This is a genomic window from Streptomyces sp. NPDC056296 (genome assembly GCF_042268605.1).
In the GTDB taxonomy this organism is placed as follows: Bacteria; Actinomycetota; Actinomycetes; order Streptomycetales; family Streptomycetaceae; genus Streptomyces.
This window is the reverse complement of record NZ_JBHJRX010000026.1, coordinates 35,944-50,517: the sequence shown is the minus strand read 5'-3', so window position 1 is coordinate 50,517 and position 14,574 is coordinate 35,944. Positions and strand designations below refer to the sequence as shown.

Here is a 14,574-nt window from a genome sequence, read left to right as displayed (position 1 = left end):
CGCCGCGCTCGAGAAGGGTGCTCTTCTTGAGAAGGTCAGACACGTGCCGCTCCCTTCGCCGCGAAGAGCCCGGCGGGGCGTATCAGGAGGACCAGCACCATCACCGCGTAGGGGGCGACGTCGCCGAAGCCCTCGCCGAGGACGTGCAGGTCGGACTGGTAGCCGGCGACGAAGGCCTCGGTGAGGCCGATCAGCATGCTGCCGACCAGGGCACCGACCGGGGAGGCCATACCGCCGAGGATGGCCGCCGGGAACGCCTTCAGGGCGATCTGCCCGGTGGTGCGCTCCAGTCCCGGTGCCGGGAAGGCGACCAGGAAGACCGCGGCGAGCGCGGCGAGTCCGCCGGCCAGGCACCAGGCGACGGTGCGTACGCGGGTCAGCCGTACGCCCATGAGGGCGGCGGCCTCACCGTCCTCGGCCGCCGCGCGCAACGACAGGCCCCAGGGAGTGAACCGGAAGAGGGCGAAGGCGCCGCCGATGGCCACCGCGGACACCAGGATCGCGGCGATGCGGCTGTCGGCGACGGTCACCGGGCCCAGGTCGGTCACCGAGTTGCCCCAGGGGTCGCCGAGCGGCAGCAGGTCGCCGCCGATGCGCCGGGCCAGGTCGGTGACCAGGACGATGTCTATGCCGATGGTGACGATGGTCTGGACGTGGGCGGCGTGCGGGTCGGTCCCCCCGACCCGCTGGAGCACCAGCCGGTCCAGCGCCCCGGCGACGCCGGCCGTGACGAGGACCGCTACGGCCAGCGCCCCGGCGAAGCCGATGTCGTCGTGGAGGACGGCGACGAGGTACCCGCCGAGCAGCAGGAGCGAGCCGTGGGCGAAGCTCAGCACGCCCGACGCCTTGAAGATGGTGACGAAGCCGAGGGCGATCAGGGCGTAGACGGAACCCAGGGCGAGGCCGTTGAGGAGGTTGTCGAGGAAGCCGGTCATGCCGCGTCCTCCCCGGTGGTGCCGGTGCCGAGGTAGGCGCGCAGCACCTCGGGGTCGCGCCGGACCTGGTCCGGGGTGCCGTGGGCGATGGCCTTGCCGAAGTCGAGGACGGTGACCTCGTCGGCGAGCCGCATGACCAGTCCCATGTCGTGCTCGACCAGCACGACGGACAGGCCGAGTTCGGCGCGGATCTCCCGGACGACCTCGGTCATGCGGGTGCGTTCGGCGGCGTTCATGCCGGCCACGGGTTCGTCGAGCAGCAGTACACGGGGCTCCAGACAGAGGGCGCGGGCGAGTTCGACCCGCTTGCGGTCGCCGTAGGACAGCAGGGCGACGGGTGCGTCGAAATGGGCGCCGAGGCCGGTGAGTTCGGCGATCTCGCGGGCCTTGGCGAGGTGTTCGCGCTGTTCGCGCACGGCGCGCGGCAGACGCAGGGCGCTGGCGGCGAAACCGGCGTGGGACAGGGCGTGGCGGCCGAGCATCAGGTTGTCGGCGACGGTGCCCTGGGTGGTGACGATGTTCTGGAAGGTGCGGGCCACTCCGAGAGCGGCGATCTTGTGCGGGGCGAGCCGGGTCAGTTCGGCGTCGCCGAGCCGTACCGTGCCGGCGGTGGGCCGGTACAGCCCCGACAGGACGTTGAAGCAGGTGGACTTGCCCGCGCCGTTGGGGCCGATGACGGCGTGCACGGTGCCCGGGGTGACGGTGAAGGAGACGTCGTCGAGGGCGACGAGGCCGGCGAAGCGCACGGTCACGTTCCGGACCTCGAGCGCGGGGGGTGCGGCGGTGCGGGTGGTCACGCGGCCCCCTGACCGTCAGTGGTGTCGCCCAGGTAGAGGCGGCGTACGGCGTCCGTGCGCGCGAGTTCGTCGGCGGCGCCGGACAGCCCGATCTCGCCGACGTCCAGGACGTAGGCGTGTTCGGCGAGGGACAGCGCCATGCCGGCGTTCTGTTCCACGAGGAGTACGGCGGTGCCCTGGGTGTTGATCTCGCGGACGACCTCGGCGATGCGGTCCACCATCATCGGGGCGAGTCCGAGGGAGGGTTCGTCGAGGAGGAGCAGGCGGGGTGCGGCCATCAGGGCGCGGCCGATGGCGAGCATCTGTTGCTCGCCGCCGGACAGCAGGCCGGCGGCCTGGCGGGTGCGTTCGGCGAGCCGCGGGAAGAGGGTGAAGACCCGCTCCCGGGCCTCGCGGACCTGGGCCGGGGCGCGTCGGCCCAGGCCGAGCCCGCCGGCCCGCAGGTTCTCGTCGACGCTGAGTCCGGCGAACACCCGCCTGCCCTCGGGTACCTGCACGACTCCGGCGCGTACGGCGACGACCGGGTCCCGGCCGTCCAGGGCCGTGTCGCCGTAGCGGACGCGGCCGGCCGTGATCGCGCCGCGGTGCAGGCGCAGTGTGCCCGACACGGCCCGCAGCAGCGTCGTCTTGCCGGCGCCGTTGGCGCCGAGCAGCGCGACGACGCCGCCGTAGGGGACGGTCAGGGACACGGAACGGAGGGCGGACAGTGCGCGCCCGTACGTCACGTCGAGGCTCTCGACGTGCAGGGCGGGCTCGCCGTCCGGTGGTGCTGCGGGCATCGCGGCTCCTTGGGACCGTGCCGAGGCCGGCACGGTGACGGGAAAGGGGGAGCTCACGACAGCACGCAGGCCGGTGCCGGTACAGAGCCGCGGCCTGGGTCGCTGCGGCGTCCCAGTCCCGGGCCGGAGAGTCTGTGCGGATGCCCAGACCGGGGCGGCGGCGTAGTTGCCGGGCGGGCGGGGTGGTGAACCCGCGTTGGGTGTCGGGGCCAGCGCCGGGCAGCGCGGTGCCGCCACCCGGCGCTGGGCCGAATCGAGACCGGGCAGCGCAGGACCCCCAGCCCATACCGGGTCCAGCCGAGGCCGGGCCCCAGGCGTCGCGTGCCCGTCAGTCGCGCAGGACGCGCGCCGGGCAGCATGGGGACGCCACCCGGTACCGGACCGGAACCGAAACCGGGCACCAGAGGCATCACACGACCGTCAGTCGTACAGGACGCGCGCCGGGCAGCACGAGGACGCCACCCGGTACCGGACCGGAATCGAGGCCGGGTACCAGGGGCGTCGCGTGTCCGTCAGTCGCGCAGGACTCGCCGGGCGGTCAGGGCCAGGGTCATTTCGACCACGTCGGCCGGGCGGGCCAGCGAGCGGCCGGTCAGTTGCTCGCAGCGGCGGAGGCGGTTGAGGACCGTGTTGCGGTGGCAGTAGAGGCGTTCGCCGGCCCGCTGGGCCGAGCCGTCGCAGTCGAGCCAGGTGGTGAGGGTGTCCAGCAGCACCTCACGGTCGGCCGGCTCCAGCCGCAGCAGGGGGCCGAGCACCGTCTCGGCGAGGGCCCGGCCCAGCTCGGGGCTGGAGACGACGAGGGCGGCGGGGAGGTGGTCGGCGAGCCGGACCGTGCCGCCGGCCTCGGGGCAGATGTCCAGGGCCGTGTCGGCGTGCCGGCGGGCGTCGCCGACGGAGGCGAGTCCGTCGACCGGGGTGCCGACGCCGATCCGGATGCCGGGAAGCACGGCACGCGGCCCGGACTCGGCGCCCTCCGGCCCCGGGAGCCCGTCGTCACCGGCGCCGACCAGGACGATGCCGTAGTCGACCTCCCCACCGGCGTGCCAGTGGACGCGTGCACCGGGCGCCACGGCGGCGGCACGGGCGGCGTCGGACCGCGCGGGGTGGCGGCCGTTGACGGCGACGACGACGTAGCGGCCCTGCTCCGGCAGGCCCAGCGCCTGCGCGGCCTCGGGCAGGTCGGCGATGCGGCTGGTGCCGTCGAGCAGACCGGCCGCCAGCAGCCGGGCCCGGTTCTCGCGGCGTCGGGCGAGCTGCCACTCGGTCTGCCGGTAGGCGTCCGCGACGAGGGTGCAGTGCTCGTCGACGAAGTTCCACACGTCGGCGGCCACGTGCACGAGGAGGCGCACGTCCTCGGGTGCGGTCCGGGAGGTCTCCTCGATCAACCGCTGCCACACCAGTGAGCCGCCGAGACGGAAGGCGTGCAGCAGCGCGTCCAGCGGAAGCCCCTGCTCGGCACGGGTGACGCCGATCCGCCAGGAGCAGCGGCGGGCCGCGTCCCGCGCGCCGCGCGGGTCGAGCAGCGAGGCCACGCTGTGCCGCAGCGAGCGGTGGACCTCCTGCCAGGTGGCGGTCGGATCCTTCGTGATGACCGCGCGGTACGCCGGCTCCTGCTCCTGCAGCAGGGCAACCAGCCGGTCGGCCAGATCGGGCAGGTCGTCGAGCAGGGCGTGGGCGGCCCGGTGCAGGACACGCAGGGCGTCGGCGTCCATCAACGACGCGACGCTCGGTGTCCGCGGGCGTGGTACGGGCGTCAGCCCGATGCGGATCGCTGCTCGTGACCGTACGGCGTGCTGCATCGCGGTCCTCCCCAGGCCAGGGCTTGCGGAGGCGCCCCGCGGCGGGCTGTCCGCCCGTGCCGGGCCTGCCCCCTGACTCGTCCTGCCCGAAGGATGGCATACCGTCCGGTCGGTCCCTAGGGTTGTGCACCGGTCTTTTCGGCATGTGCGGCCGATCCGTCCTGTTCGGCGTGCTCGACCATGCGGGCCAGCTCCAGGCGGGACCGTACGCCGAGCGCCGCGAAGACCTTGCGGAGGTGGTAGTCGACGGTGCGCGTGCTCACCGCGAGGGCCAGCGCGACCTCGCGATTGGTGGCGCCCTCGGCGACCTGCCGGGCGATACGCAACTGCTGCGGCGTCAGGCGGGACAGCGCTCCCGCGCCTCCGTCGTGCGGGGCCGCTCCGAGCGCCCGCAGCTCGCCGCGCGCCTGCGCCGCCCAGACGCCGGCCCCGCAGCGGTCGAAGCCGACCAGCGCGGTGCCCAGGCGTCCGCGGGCCTCGCGGGGCCTGCGCCGCCGGCGCAGCCACTTGCCGTACAGGAGCGCGGTGCGGGCCCGTTCGAAGTCCCCGCCCGCCTCGTCGTGCCGGGCGAGCGCGCGCCGGTAGAGGTCGTCGGCGCGGTCCGGCGGGGCGAGGAGGGCGTGGCAGCGGGCCAGCTGCGCGGCGGCCTGCGGATCGGCGCCGAACGCCGCCCAGCCGGCGAAGTCCGTGAGGACCGCACGGGTGTCCTCGTGGCGTCCGGCGAGGACAGCGGCCTCCACGAAGCACGGCACGGCGAGCCGCCACACCGCGAAGTGTCCGTGCCCGGGTCCGGGCAGGACCAGGAGCCCGAGCCGGTCGGCGGCGTCGAAGGGGCGTCCCCGGCCGAGGTCGGCCCGGGCCGCCGCCCACTCCGCGAGGGTGACCGCCTGCGCGAGTCCGTGCCGCCGAGCGGTGGTCAGCGCGGCCGTCACATGCCGGGCGACGACGTCGGGTTCCTCCTCGATCGACGCCGCGAGGGCCAGCACCGCCCGGTGGTGGGCCGCCGTGTTGCGCTGGCCGGCCCGCAGCGCGGTACGCAGTCCCTCCTCCGCGTGGGTGCGGGCCTGCGGGTGCCGGCCGGCGCGCAGTTCGGCGTAGGCCAGGTACTCCAGCGCCTGCGGCACCAGCGCGTCCGACCCGAGCTGCCGGGCGGCGGCCAGGGCCCGTGCCCCGGCCCGGCGCGCGGCGTCCACGTCACCGAGCAGCAGCGCGGCCGACGCCGACCGCAGCAGTCCCTCCGGCCGCTCCTCGGTCCTGGCCCGCTCGACCACCTGCCCGAGCGGTACGGCGGCCCGGTCGAGTCGCCCTTCGAGCAGCGCCCGCATGCCGACGCGGTGGTCGCGCACGGCGCCGGCCACGTACTCCGTGGGACACCGGGCGTCGGCGCCCCCGGGAGCCGGGGTCTTCGCCTGCGGTTCGGGCGCGAGTGTGGCCAGGCACGCCGGCAGGTCTCCCGCCGCCCAGGCCGCGTCGGCGGCGGCCAGGGCGGCGGTCGCGGCGTCGCCGGGGGCGTCCGCGGCGAGCAGGGACGCGGCCAGCAACAGCGACTGATGTGCGTCGCCCACGGGGCCGTCCCGGAGTTCCGTCAGGCCACGCACCAGCTCGGCCCGTCCCCGCACCCCGGCCGGGGCGGCGCAGCCGCGGGCCGCGGCGAGCAGCGGGCGGGCCCGGTCGGGGCGACCGGCGAGCAGCGCCTGCTCGGCCGCGGCCGTGTACCGCTCCGCGCGCGCGGGGCCGTCGGCCGTCAGCTCGGCGGCACGGGCGTACACGGTGGCGCGCAGCCGGGACGAGGCCGGCACGGTGCCGTCGGCCGCGACCGCCGCGAGCCGGTCCGCGAGCGGCGGCGCGGGCGACGGGCCGGTGAGGGACCAGGAGCGGTGCAGCAGCGCCGGGAGCCGCCGGCCGCCGGCCTCCAGCACGTCGGCCAGCGCGCGGTGCGCGGCGCGGCGCCGGTCCGGCGCGGCGGTGGCGTGGACCGTACGGTGGACCAAGGGACTGTGGAACCGGAGCCGGTCGTCGGCCAGGGCGAGGAGTGTGGGGAGCGGTCCCGGGAACGGGGCGGGGGGCGGTGTGGCTGCCTGCCGCAGGTGCCGTGCGGCGTCCGGGGGCGGCGCGGCTGCCGACCACAAGTAGCGTACGGCGTCCGGGGGCGGCGCGGATGCCTGCCGCAGGTGCCGCAAGGCGTCCGGGGACGGCGCCGATGCCTGCCTCAGGTGCCGCAAGGCGTCCGGGGACGGCGCCGATGCCTGCCTCAGGTGCCGCACGGCGTCCGGGGGCGGCGCGGACGCCGACCACAAGTGCCGTACGGCGTCGGCAACCAGGCCCGCGTCGACGTCCGGTCCGTCCGAGGCGCGTACGGCCGCCGCCACCGTCAGCAGCAGGTCGTGCGCGTCCGCGGACAGCCCGGTCAGGGCCTCCCCCGCCACCTCCGCCAGGGTCGCGGCGTCGGCCAGGGGCCCGGGCGGGGGCCGGTGCCCGCGCAGTTCGGCCGGTGAGAGCCGGCGGACGAGGGCGAGGAGCAGGGCCGGGTTCCCCTCCGCCTCGGCGAGCAGCTGCTCGCGGACGGCCGGGTCGGCGGCGCCGTCGGTCACGTCGTCGAGCAGGGCCTCGGCCTGCGGCGGCGTGAGCGGGTCCAGGCGTACGACGGGCAGGTGGGCGTACTCCGGGTCGACGGCGCGGTGTCCGGCGACGGAGAGGAGCACTCCGACGCGGCCCGCGGGGCCAAGGTGTTCGGCGGCGCGGCCCAGGGCGGTCCGGGCCGGGGCGTCCCACAGATGCGCGTCGTCGACGCACACGAGCAGAGGTGCCTCGCCGGCCGCCGCCCGCAGGGTGTCGAGCAGTTCCCCGGCGGTGGCGCGTGCGGTTCCGGCCCGGTCGGGCCCGAGGTGGAGTACGGGACCGGCTCGGAAGGAGCGGGCGGCCCAGTGGAGGAGGGTGGTCCGGCCGAGCCCGGGTTCGCCGGTCACGACGAGGTGGCCGCTGTGGGTGCGCAGGCCGTCCAACAGGGCGCGCACCTCCTGCCGTTGCGCGCTCCGGCCGTGGATCCGCACGGCCGCGCGTACGGTCGTCTCTCCGGTCATTCCCGGGAGGTTACGCGCGCGTAACCTGACGCGGAAGCCATCGGTCCGCCGCGACCCGCCGGGGCATCGGCGGCGTCACCTGCGGTTGTGCACCGTGTGGCCGGGGCACGCACTGTGCCGCTGCCCAGCGGAGCCGGTCCGGCGCCGTGCGGCGGCACAACGCGCCGGCGGCGGCCGCAACGTGCCCGCGACCGCCGCCGGATGGTGCCGTGAGGAGGGTCAGGAGTCGTGCGGGCAGTTGCCCCGGTACTCCTCGAGGGTCAGGCTCGGCCGGGGCAGCGGGCACAGGAACTGCTCGTAGCGGGTGTCGTTGTCGATGAACCGCTTGAGCCAGGAAATGCTGTACTTCGCGATCGTCGTGTCCGACGTGTTCGGCGTAAAGTGGCTCGCGTTGTTCAGCTCCAGGTAGGCGCGGTCCGTCCGGGACGGCAGGCTGGAGTAGAACGGCTCGGAGTGCGAGGAGACCGGGGCGATGGTGTCGCCGTCGGCCCCCACGATCAGTGTCGGGGTGCTGACCTCGGGCCAGGTCTTGTCCGTGTTCCAGGGGGTGAGGGGGATCGCGGCCTGGAGCGAAGGCCGGGACTTGGCCGCCTCCAGAGAGCCGCCGCCGCCCATCGAGTGGCCCATGACGCCGAGTCGGCTGCCGTCGATCCGACCGCGGACGGAGCTGCGCTCGGTGAGGTAGTCCAGGGCCGCCAGCAGCTGCCGGCCGCGGGAGTCGGGCTGGTCCAGCGTGGTGTTGGTGTCGATGGTGAACACGACGAAGCCCTGAGACGCCAGCCGAGGGCCGAGCCAGGCGATGGAGGACTGGTACGCGGTGAAGCCGGGCGAGATCACGACAGCGCCGAACGTGCCGTCTCCGGTGCTGGTCGGGTAGTAGATCGTGCCGCCGCCGAAGCCGGTGACCGCGAGCGAGGAGACGCTGGTGTCCGCCACGGAGTACGGGCCGCGCGGTGCCTCGATGCTGGACTCGGTGGGCGCCGGGCCGCGCTCGTAGGGGTTGTCGGCGGCGGCGTGGGCGCCGGGGCCGGTGAGGGTGCTGAGCGCGACGACGGCGGCCACGGCCGCCGTGACGCCGGCGAGCCGCCGCCGCGTTCCGCGGAACGCCGGGCGCGCGGCCCGGGATGCGGCGTGGGTGTGGGGGTTCTGCTGCACGAGGGTGGTCCTCTCTGTCGTGGCGAGGGGGCCCGGCCGGTGATCGCACACGGTCCGGAACACGTGGGGTCGCGTCCCGGGACATCCGCCGGACGGGCGTCGCCGATGTGCTGGCCGTGCCACTGTCGGCGGGCGGTGCGGTGCGGGGGATCGGCAGAATCACCGGCCTCGTGCGTCGGGTGGGCCGTGGGGCCCGGGGGGCTGCGGGCCTCGGCAGGGGGGAGGGCCCAGGGGAAGAAGGCAGGGGCAGAGAGTGGCGGTGGGGCCATGAGGCAGCGGCGGCGCGACGGACGAGCCGGTGAGGCCGCCGTCCTGAAGCCGCGGTCTTGCCCTGGCACCGGGCCGGTGTGGCACGCTCGGCATCGGCCGGGCTGTCGCGCGCCGGTCGTCGGGGAGGAAGGTCGGCGGGTCCGGGCTCGGATTCGGCACTGCGGAGAGGCGACGGCATGCGTATCGGACTGCTCGGCACCGGTCCCTGGGCGGACATGGCGCACGCCCCCGCCCTGCGCCGGCACGACGGCCTGGACTTCGTGGGCGTGTGGGGGCGCCGCCCGGACGCCGCCAAGGAGCTGGCGGACCGGCACGGCACACGCGCCTACGACGACGCCGACGCCCTGCTGGCGGACGTGGAGGCCGTCGCCGTCGCGCTGCCACCGGCCGTGCAGGCCGAGCTGGCGGTGCGGGCGGCGCGGGCCGGGTGCCATCTGCTGCTGGACAAGCCGCTCGCGGCGACGGTGCCGCAGGGGCGTGCGGTGGTCGAGGCGGTGCGTGCGGCGGGCGTCGCCTCCGTCGTCTTCTTCACCGCCCGCTTCCAGCCCGAGACCGAGGCGTGGATTGCCGAACAGGCCACCGTGGGCGACTGGTTCACGGCGCGGGCGCAGTGGCTCGGCTCGGTGTTCAGCGGCGACAGCCCGTTCGCGGACTCGCCGTGGCGACGGGAGAAGGGCGCCCTGTGGGACGTGGGGCCGCACGCCCTGTCGGTGCTGCTGCCGATCCTCGGTGACGCCCGGCGCGTGACGGCGGCGGCACCGGGCCCCGGCGACACCGTCCATCTGGTCCTCGACCACACCGGCGGTGCGTCGAGCACGCTCACGCTCAGCCTCACGGCGCCGCCGGCCGCGGCGGGCGCGACCGTGGAGCTGCGTGGCAGGGCCGGTGTGACGCTGCTTCCGGAGAGCGCGGAGGGGCCGGTGCCCGCTCTGCTGCGGGCCGCAGACGCGCTTCTCTCCTCCGCCGGGGGCGGGCACCCGCACGCGTGCGACGCCGCGTTCGGCCTGCGGGTCACCGAGATCCTCGCCGAGGCCGAAGCCCTGCTGAGCGACCGGTGGTGACCGCAGTCAACCGGAGTCAGCCTCTGTCAGCCGCCGGCCCGCTCCTGCTCGAACGGCTCGTCGCTCCACCGGAACCAGGCCCTGTCGCCCTGGATGTGCAGCAGGAACTCGGCGACCGGGCCGTCGGGAGAGACCAGCCGCACGCGTCGTTCGATCTCGGCGTAGACCGCCTCCCATTGGGCCCAGTGCCCCTCGTCGTCCCGCTCCGCCAGGGCGAGTTCGCGGGCGAACAGGTCCTGGACGGTGGCGAACGCCGGGCCGGCGCGGAACCGGCCCGACAGCCAGGGGAAGTCGGCGTCGTCGATCAGGATCTCCCCGACCTCCGCGTCGGTTCCCCCCTCCCCCGTGTCCGGCGCCCCGCGCACGTGCCAGATCTCGCCCTCGAACCCCACATCGCCTCCGCGCGCGCCGTCGACCACCGTGCCGGACAGCATGCCACCCGGCACTGACACCGACCCCGACCCCGACCCCGGGCCAGGCACAGGCGCGGGCACATACACGGGCGCGGGCGCGGGCACACGGCACACGCACCGAGCCGGAGAACTCCCGGCCCGGTGCGTGCCTGACGACGACTACCGGCCGGTCGCCACCGGATGGAAGTTGATCCGTTCCCGCACGATCGGGTAGCCGGCCTTGGCGAAGTTGGCGGCCATGGGATGGTTCCCCCGGTCGGTCGCGGCGGAGACGAACTCCGCGCCCCGCTCCACCAGGAAGTGGGTGCACTCGGCCAGCAGGTCGTAGGCGTACCCGTGTCCGCGGTGTTCCGGCAGCACGCCGATGAAGCCGACGCACGGGCCGGACGGGTTGTGCGCGGGGATGTGCATGCCCGCGAGTTCGCCCTGCGGGGTGTACGCCAACCGCCACCACTCCCGCGGCGAGGGGCACCAGTGGAAGAAGTCGAGTTCCGACTGCGCGGCCTTGTCGAGCCCGCCCTGTTCGATGTCCATGAGCGCGTGGGCGTCCAGGGTGACGGAGTGGATACGGCGCAGCGCGTCGAAGAACACCGCGTCGTCCGGTTCGGGGCGGAAGTCCAGACGGCCGGGCCGCTCGGGGAGCCCGCACTCCGGCGTCCACCGGTACAGGAAGCGCTCGACCAGGAGGTCGTACCCGGCCGTCCGTGCGGCGGTGAAGCGTGCCTCGGTGGCGGCGCGCAGGACGGGGTCCTCGCGCCAGGTGCCGGGCGGGTTGAGTTCGAGTTCGACCTGCCAGGGGGCGGTGCTCAGGAGCTCGGCTCCCGCCGCCTCCTCGCCCTCGGCCACGTCGAACCAGTTGAGGGTGACGGGTTCGGTGTCGTCGGGGCCGCCCCACCAGGCACCGCGGGCGACCACGGCGCCGTCGCGCAGGGCGATCCGCTTCCAGTCGGGGCGGTGGCGGGTGAGCCGGTGGCCCTCACGGGCGCCCAGCGGGTCGGGCAGGGTGTCGAAGAGATGGGCGTCGCTCGCGTCGAGCGCGCGGATGACCAGATCGGTCACGGATTCCTCCGGGATGCGTCCTGCGTGGTGCGCTCCCGGTGTCAGTCGAGGTACGCCGGGACAACGGGGAGGGAGCGCGGAAGTGATGTGAACTGCACGGCTCTGCCCTCCTTCCGTCGATCTCGGGGCGTGGCCCAGACAGTACCGGGTGCCGTGCGAGTGCGACCACCGGTTTTCCGGCGCTGGATTAAACGGGCCTTAAACAGTGGTTAAGCGTTCCCTGCGCGGCGGCGGGCACCCCAACTCCCAGCTGGCACAACGCGCTTGAGGGGTGGCTGGAGACTGGCTGGAGACGGTTGGCCGGGCCATCCGTCGCGCGTACCATCGGCGCACGTCGTGAGAGCGCTCTCAGACGCCCACTCCACTTATGTCATGTCCCGATCACCCTGGAGACCCCCCACATGACTCCCCGTCACCAGCGTCCCCTCGCCCGCCGCAAGCTCCTCGTCGCCCTCGGCGGAATGGTCGTGGCCGCACCGGTCGCCGCCGCCGTCGCCCCGCACGCCCTCGCGGGCGTCGGCTCGGACGGCTCCGCGGCCGACCCCGGCGCCAAGGCCGCCGGAGCCCTGCCGCTGACGATCGTCAACAGCACCGGTTCCTTCGGCAACGGCGACGTGCACGTCTACATCGTCGGGAACGTGGACGGCCGGCAGGTGCGCGTCACCCCCGAGGGCACCGTCGCACCCGTGGCCCTCTCCGACAACGGCGCCGACGGCTTCACCGACTACGCGATCAGCCTCGCCGGCAGCGGCGAGACGAAGCTGAACCTGCCGTACCTCTCCGGCCGGATCTACGTGTCCCTCGGCGGGAAGCTGAAGTTCAAGGTGGTAGCCGACGGCGCCGGCAACGCCGCGCTGCAGTACCCGGCGGGCTGGGTCGAGTCCGACCCCAACTACGGGGTGCTGCACGACTGCGCGGAGTTCACGTACAACTCCTCGGGGATGTTCTGCAACACCACCATGGTCGACATGTTCAGCGTGCCGCTCGCCATCCGGCTGACCGGCGCCGAGGACCAGACCACCGGCACCGTGCGCGCGGGCGGACGGGCGGACGTCTTCGAGGCGCTGCGGCAGGTCGAGGAGTTCGCGCCGCTGGTCGTGGACGACACCCGCGTGATCGCCCCCGGCCACGGACTGGACGCCGGTCTGTTCCCCAAGGACTACCTCGCCCCGTACATCGACGAGGTGTGGAGCACCTACACCGGCAAGGACCTGAGGATCACCACCAACGCCGGGACGTTCACCGGCCGGGTGCGCAGGGACCGCCTGACCTTCGACGGGCCCGCCCAGGTGTCCTTCGGCAAGCCGTCCACCCGGGACGTGCTGTTCTGCGACGGCGCCATCGCCGCACCCAACGACGGCACGACCGGTCCGGTCGCCGCGGTCCTCGGCGCCGGCTTCAACCGCTCCACGCTGGTCTCCTCGGCCGACCAGCCGACGACCGACCCGGCGACGTTCTACGGGACCGCGCTGACCAACCACTACTCCAAGGCGGTGCACGCGGCCACCGAGGACGGCAGGGCGTACGGCTTCGCCTTCGACGACGTGGCCGACTTCGCCTCCTACATCCAGGACACGGCGCCCACCGGGTTCCGGCTGACGCTCACCGCGTTCTAGACCGGGGCGGGCGGCAGCGCCCGGCGTGCGCGAGGCCGGGCGGCGTAGGAGCGTGGTGGTGTGAGAAAGGTGTCGGCCCCGCCACCGCGCCGGGGCGAGGACCGGCGGAGCTGGCTGAGCGGGGCTCCGCCGCCCCGTTGGGTGCGGGTGCTGCCGCCGGCCCTCGTCGTGGCGATCTGCGCGGCGACGCTCATCAGCCACGACCCCCTCGACATCGGATTCCTGCTGGGCGCCATCCCGCCGCTGGCCGTGCTCTCCTACAGCCCGCTGGCCACCGCCCTGCTGGGCGGCGTCGTGGTCGCGCTGCTGAACATCCCGGCCTTCCAGCTCGACCGGCCGGGCGACACCGACCTGCTGACGGTCGTCTTCGTCGCCGGGCTCAGCGTCTTCGTGTCCTTCGTACGCAGCCGCCGCGACGCCCAGCTGGGGCTGGAGCGCACGGTCGCCGAGGCCGCGCAGCATGCCGTCGTGCCCCCGCTGCCCGAACGGGTCGGGGCGATGCGCTGTGCCGGGCTGTACCGGGCGGCGCAGCGCGGGACGCTCGTCGGGGGCGACTTCTTCGACGTACGGGACGGCCCCTTCGGCGTACGGGTCGTGACGGGCGACGTGCAGGGGCACGGGCTGTCGGCGGTGTCGACGGTCGCCTCGCTGCTGGGGGCGTTCCGCGAGGCGGTGCTCGACCAGCCTGATCTCGCGTCGGTGGCCGGGCGGCTCGACCGCAGGCTGCTGGTGGACTCGGCGGACGCGCGGCACGCCGAGTTGTTCGCGACAGCCGCGCTGCTGGAGTTCTCCGCCGACGCCCTGGAGGTCCGCGTCGTCGTCTGCGGCAACCCGCCGCCGCTTCTGCTGCGGGGCGCGCGGGCCACGGAGCTGGAGGTATCGCCGTGGACACCGCTCGGGCTCGGGCTGGCGGACGCCGGCGCGATCGAGGTCGGCACGGTGTCCCTGCGCCCCGGCGACCGGCTCTTCCTGGCCTCGGACGGGGTGGTCGAGGCCCGGGACGCCGACGGCGCGTTCTACCCGCTGGCCGACCGGCTGACCGCCTTCGCCGACGAGGACCCCGTCGTGCTCCCCGACCGCGTCTGGGCCGATCTGGTGCGCTTCTGCCCGGACGTGGACGACGACGTCACGATGCTCGTCCTCACTCCTTCGCCCCCGGCGCCGGCCTGAATCCCGTCGGTCTCCGGATGCGGGGGCCGCTTCCGCATTGAATGGTGTTATCGGGATATTCGGGACCGACAACAGCACGGCACCGAAGCAGCGATCCGGATCCGAGGAGCACTGATCATGTCGACGTCACAGCCCGACGCCTCCCGGCCGTCCGAAGCACGCGCGGGGGACGACCGCGCCACCCCGGACGACCTGCTCCACACCCGTACCGGCACCGAGGTGTCTCCGGAGGACATCGTCCTCGCGGCCGGCCGGGACGTCACCCCGAAGAACCTCGAATGGGCCAGGCGCAAGCTGGACGAGGAGGGCCCCGCCGCCCTCGACAAGCTTCTGCCCTGACCGGGCGGCCACCGGGCGTCACATGGCCCGGGAAGGGGGGGGGGGGACCGGTCCGGGGCCGGTTTTTTTCCCCCCCCCCCCACCCCCCAAAACAAAGAGGA

The 14,574-nt window shown here is 74.6% G+C and carries 12 protein-coding genes; 4 read left to right on the top strand and 8 right to left on the bottom strand.

The features are described 5' to 3' along the window. Positions 1-35: 35 nt before the first annotated feature. The 6 genes from ACFCZF_RS20355 to ACFCZF_RS20330 form a co-directional block, all read right to left on the bottom strand. Positions 36-935, bottom strand: coding sequence for a branched-chain amino acid ABC transporter permease (locus tag ACFCZF_RS20355; RefSeq protein WP_376672824.1), 900 nt, complete (start codon positions 933-935; stop codon positions 36-38). Next, the gene (locus ACFCZF_RS20350) at positions 932-1,732 is read right to left on the bottom strand and encodes an ABC transporter ATP-binding protein (RefSeq protein WP_376672823.1); all 801 of its coding nucleotides are present in this window, start codon (positions 1,730-1,732) and stop codon (positions 932-934) included. The genes ACFCZF_RS20355 and ACFCZF_RS20350 overlap by 4 nt, the downstream gene beginning before the upstream one ends. Continuing rightward, positions 1,729-2,511, bottom strand: a complete 783-nt coding sequence (locus ACFCZF_RS20345; protein ID WP_376672822.1) for an ABC transporter ATP-binding protein — start codon at positions 2,509-2,511, stop codon at positions 1,729-1,731. Before ACFCZF_RS20345 ends, ACFCZF_RS20350 begins: the two co-directional genes overlap by 4 nt. 512 nt (positions 2,512-3,023) lie before the next feature. Next, entirely contained in the window at positions 3,024-4,310 is a 1,287-nt protein-coding gene (locus tag ACFCZF_RS20340) for a PucR family transcriptional regulator (RefSeq protein WP_376672821.1), read from the bottom strand. Positions 4,311-4,426: 116 nt separating this feature from the next. Beyond that, positions 4,427-7,390, bottom strand: coding sequence for a LuxR C-terminal-related transcriptional regulator (locus tag ACFCZF_RS20335; protein WP_376672820.1), 2,964 nt, complete (start codon positions 7,388-7,390; stop codon positions 4,427-4,429). Positions 7,391-7,609: 219 nt separating this feature from the next. Next, positions 7,610-8,545: an alpha/beta hydrolase gene (locus ACFCZF_RS20330; protein ID WP_376672819.1), complete on the bottom strand. Its 936-nt coding sequence runs from the start codon at positions 8,543-8,545 to the stop codon at positions 7,610-7,612. A 446-nt stretch (positions 8,546-8,991) separates the two neighbouring features. On the opposite strand from ACFCZF_RS20330, the gene ACFCZF_RS20325 reads away from it, so the two are divergent. Further along, on the top strand, positions 8,992-9,876 hold the full coding sequence (locus ACFCZF_RS20325) for a Gfo/Idh/MocA family protein (protein ID WP_376672818.1): 885 nt from the start codon (positions 8,992-8,994) through the stop codon (positions 9,874-9,876). A gap of 26 nt (positions 9,877-9,902) precedes the next feature. On the opposite strand, the gene ACFCZF_RS20320 is transcribed toward ACFCZF_RS20325, so the two are convergent. After that, positions 9,903-10,268, bottom strand: a complete 366-nt coding sequence (locus ACFCZF_RS20320; protein WP_376672879.1) for a hypothetical protein — start codon at positions 10,266-10,268, stop codon at positions 9,903-9,905. A gap of 180 nt (positions 10,269-10,448) precedes the next feature. Further along, entirely contained in the window at positions 10,449-11,348 is a 900-nt protein-coding gene (locus ACFCZF_RS20315) for a GNAT family N-acetyltransferase (protein WP_376672817.1), read from the bottom strand. A gap of 401 nt (positions 11,349-11,749) precedes the next feature. Here ACFCZF_RS20315 and ACFCZF_RS20310 point away from each other — a divergent pair, with 401 nt between their 5' ends. From ACFCZF_RS20310 to ACFCZF_RS20300, 3 genes are all read left to right on the top strand, one after another. Next, entirely contained in the window at positions 11,750-12,964 is a 1,215-nt protein-coding gene (locus ACFCZF_RS20310) for a glycoside hydrolase family 64 protein (protein WP_376672816.1), read from the top strand. A gap of 60 nt (positions 12,965-13,024) precedes the next feature. Further along, positions 13,025-14,134, top strand: coding sequence for a PP2C family protein-serine/threonine phosphatase (locus ACFCZF_RS20305; protein WP_376672815.1), 1,110 nt, complete (start codon positions 13,025-13,027; stop codon positions 14,132-14,134). A gap of 117 nt (positions 14,135-14,251) precedes the next feature. Next, on the top strand, positions 14,252-14,473 hold the full coding sequence (locus ACFCZF_RS20300) for a hypothetical protein (protein ID WP_375908082.1): 222 nt from the start codon (positions 14,252-14,254) through the stop codon (positions 14,471-14,473). Positions 14,474-14,574 lie beyond the last annotated feature (101 nt).

Bases quoted from the DNA above. Each gene is read 5' to 3' on its own strand.
- ACFCZF_RS20355 (WP_376672824.1), bottom strand. From the start codon at position 935: ATGACCGGCTTCCTCGACAACCTCCTCAACGGCCTCGCCCTGGGTTCC.
- ACFCZF_RS20345 (WP_376672822.1), bottom strand. From the start codon at position 2,511: ATGCCCGCAGCACCACCGGACGGCGAGCCCGCCCTGCACGTCGAGAGC.
- ACFCZF_RS20340 (WP_376672821.1), bottom strand. From the start codon at position 4,310: ATGCAGCACGCCGTACGGTCACGAGCAGCGATCCGCATCGGGCTGACG.
- ACFCZF_RS20335 (WP_376672820.1), bottom strand. From the start codon at position 7,390: ATGACCGGAGAGACGACCGTACGCGCGGCCGTGCGGATCCACGGCCGG.
- ACFCZF_RS20325 (WP_376672818.1), top strand. From the start codon at position 8,992: ATGCGTATCGGACTGCTCGGCACCGGTCCCTGGGCGGACATGGCGCAC.
- ACFCZF_RS20310 (WP_376672816.1), top strand. From the start codon at position 11,750: ATGACTCCCCGTCACCAGCGTCCCCTCGCCCGCCGCAAGCTCCTCGTC.
- ACFCZF_RS20300 (WP_375908082.1), top strand. From the start codon at position 14,252: ATGTCGACGTCACAGCCCGACGCCTCCCGGCCGTCCGAAGCACGCGCG.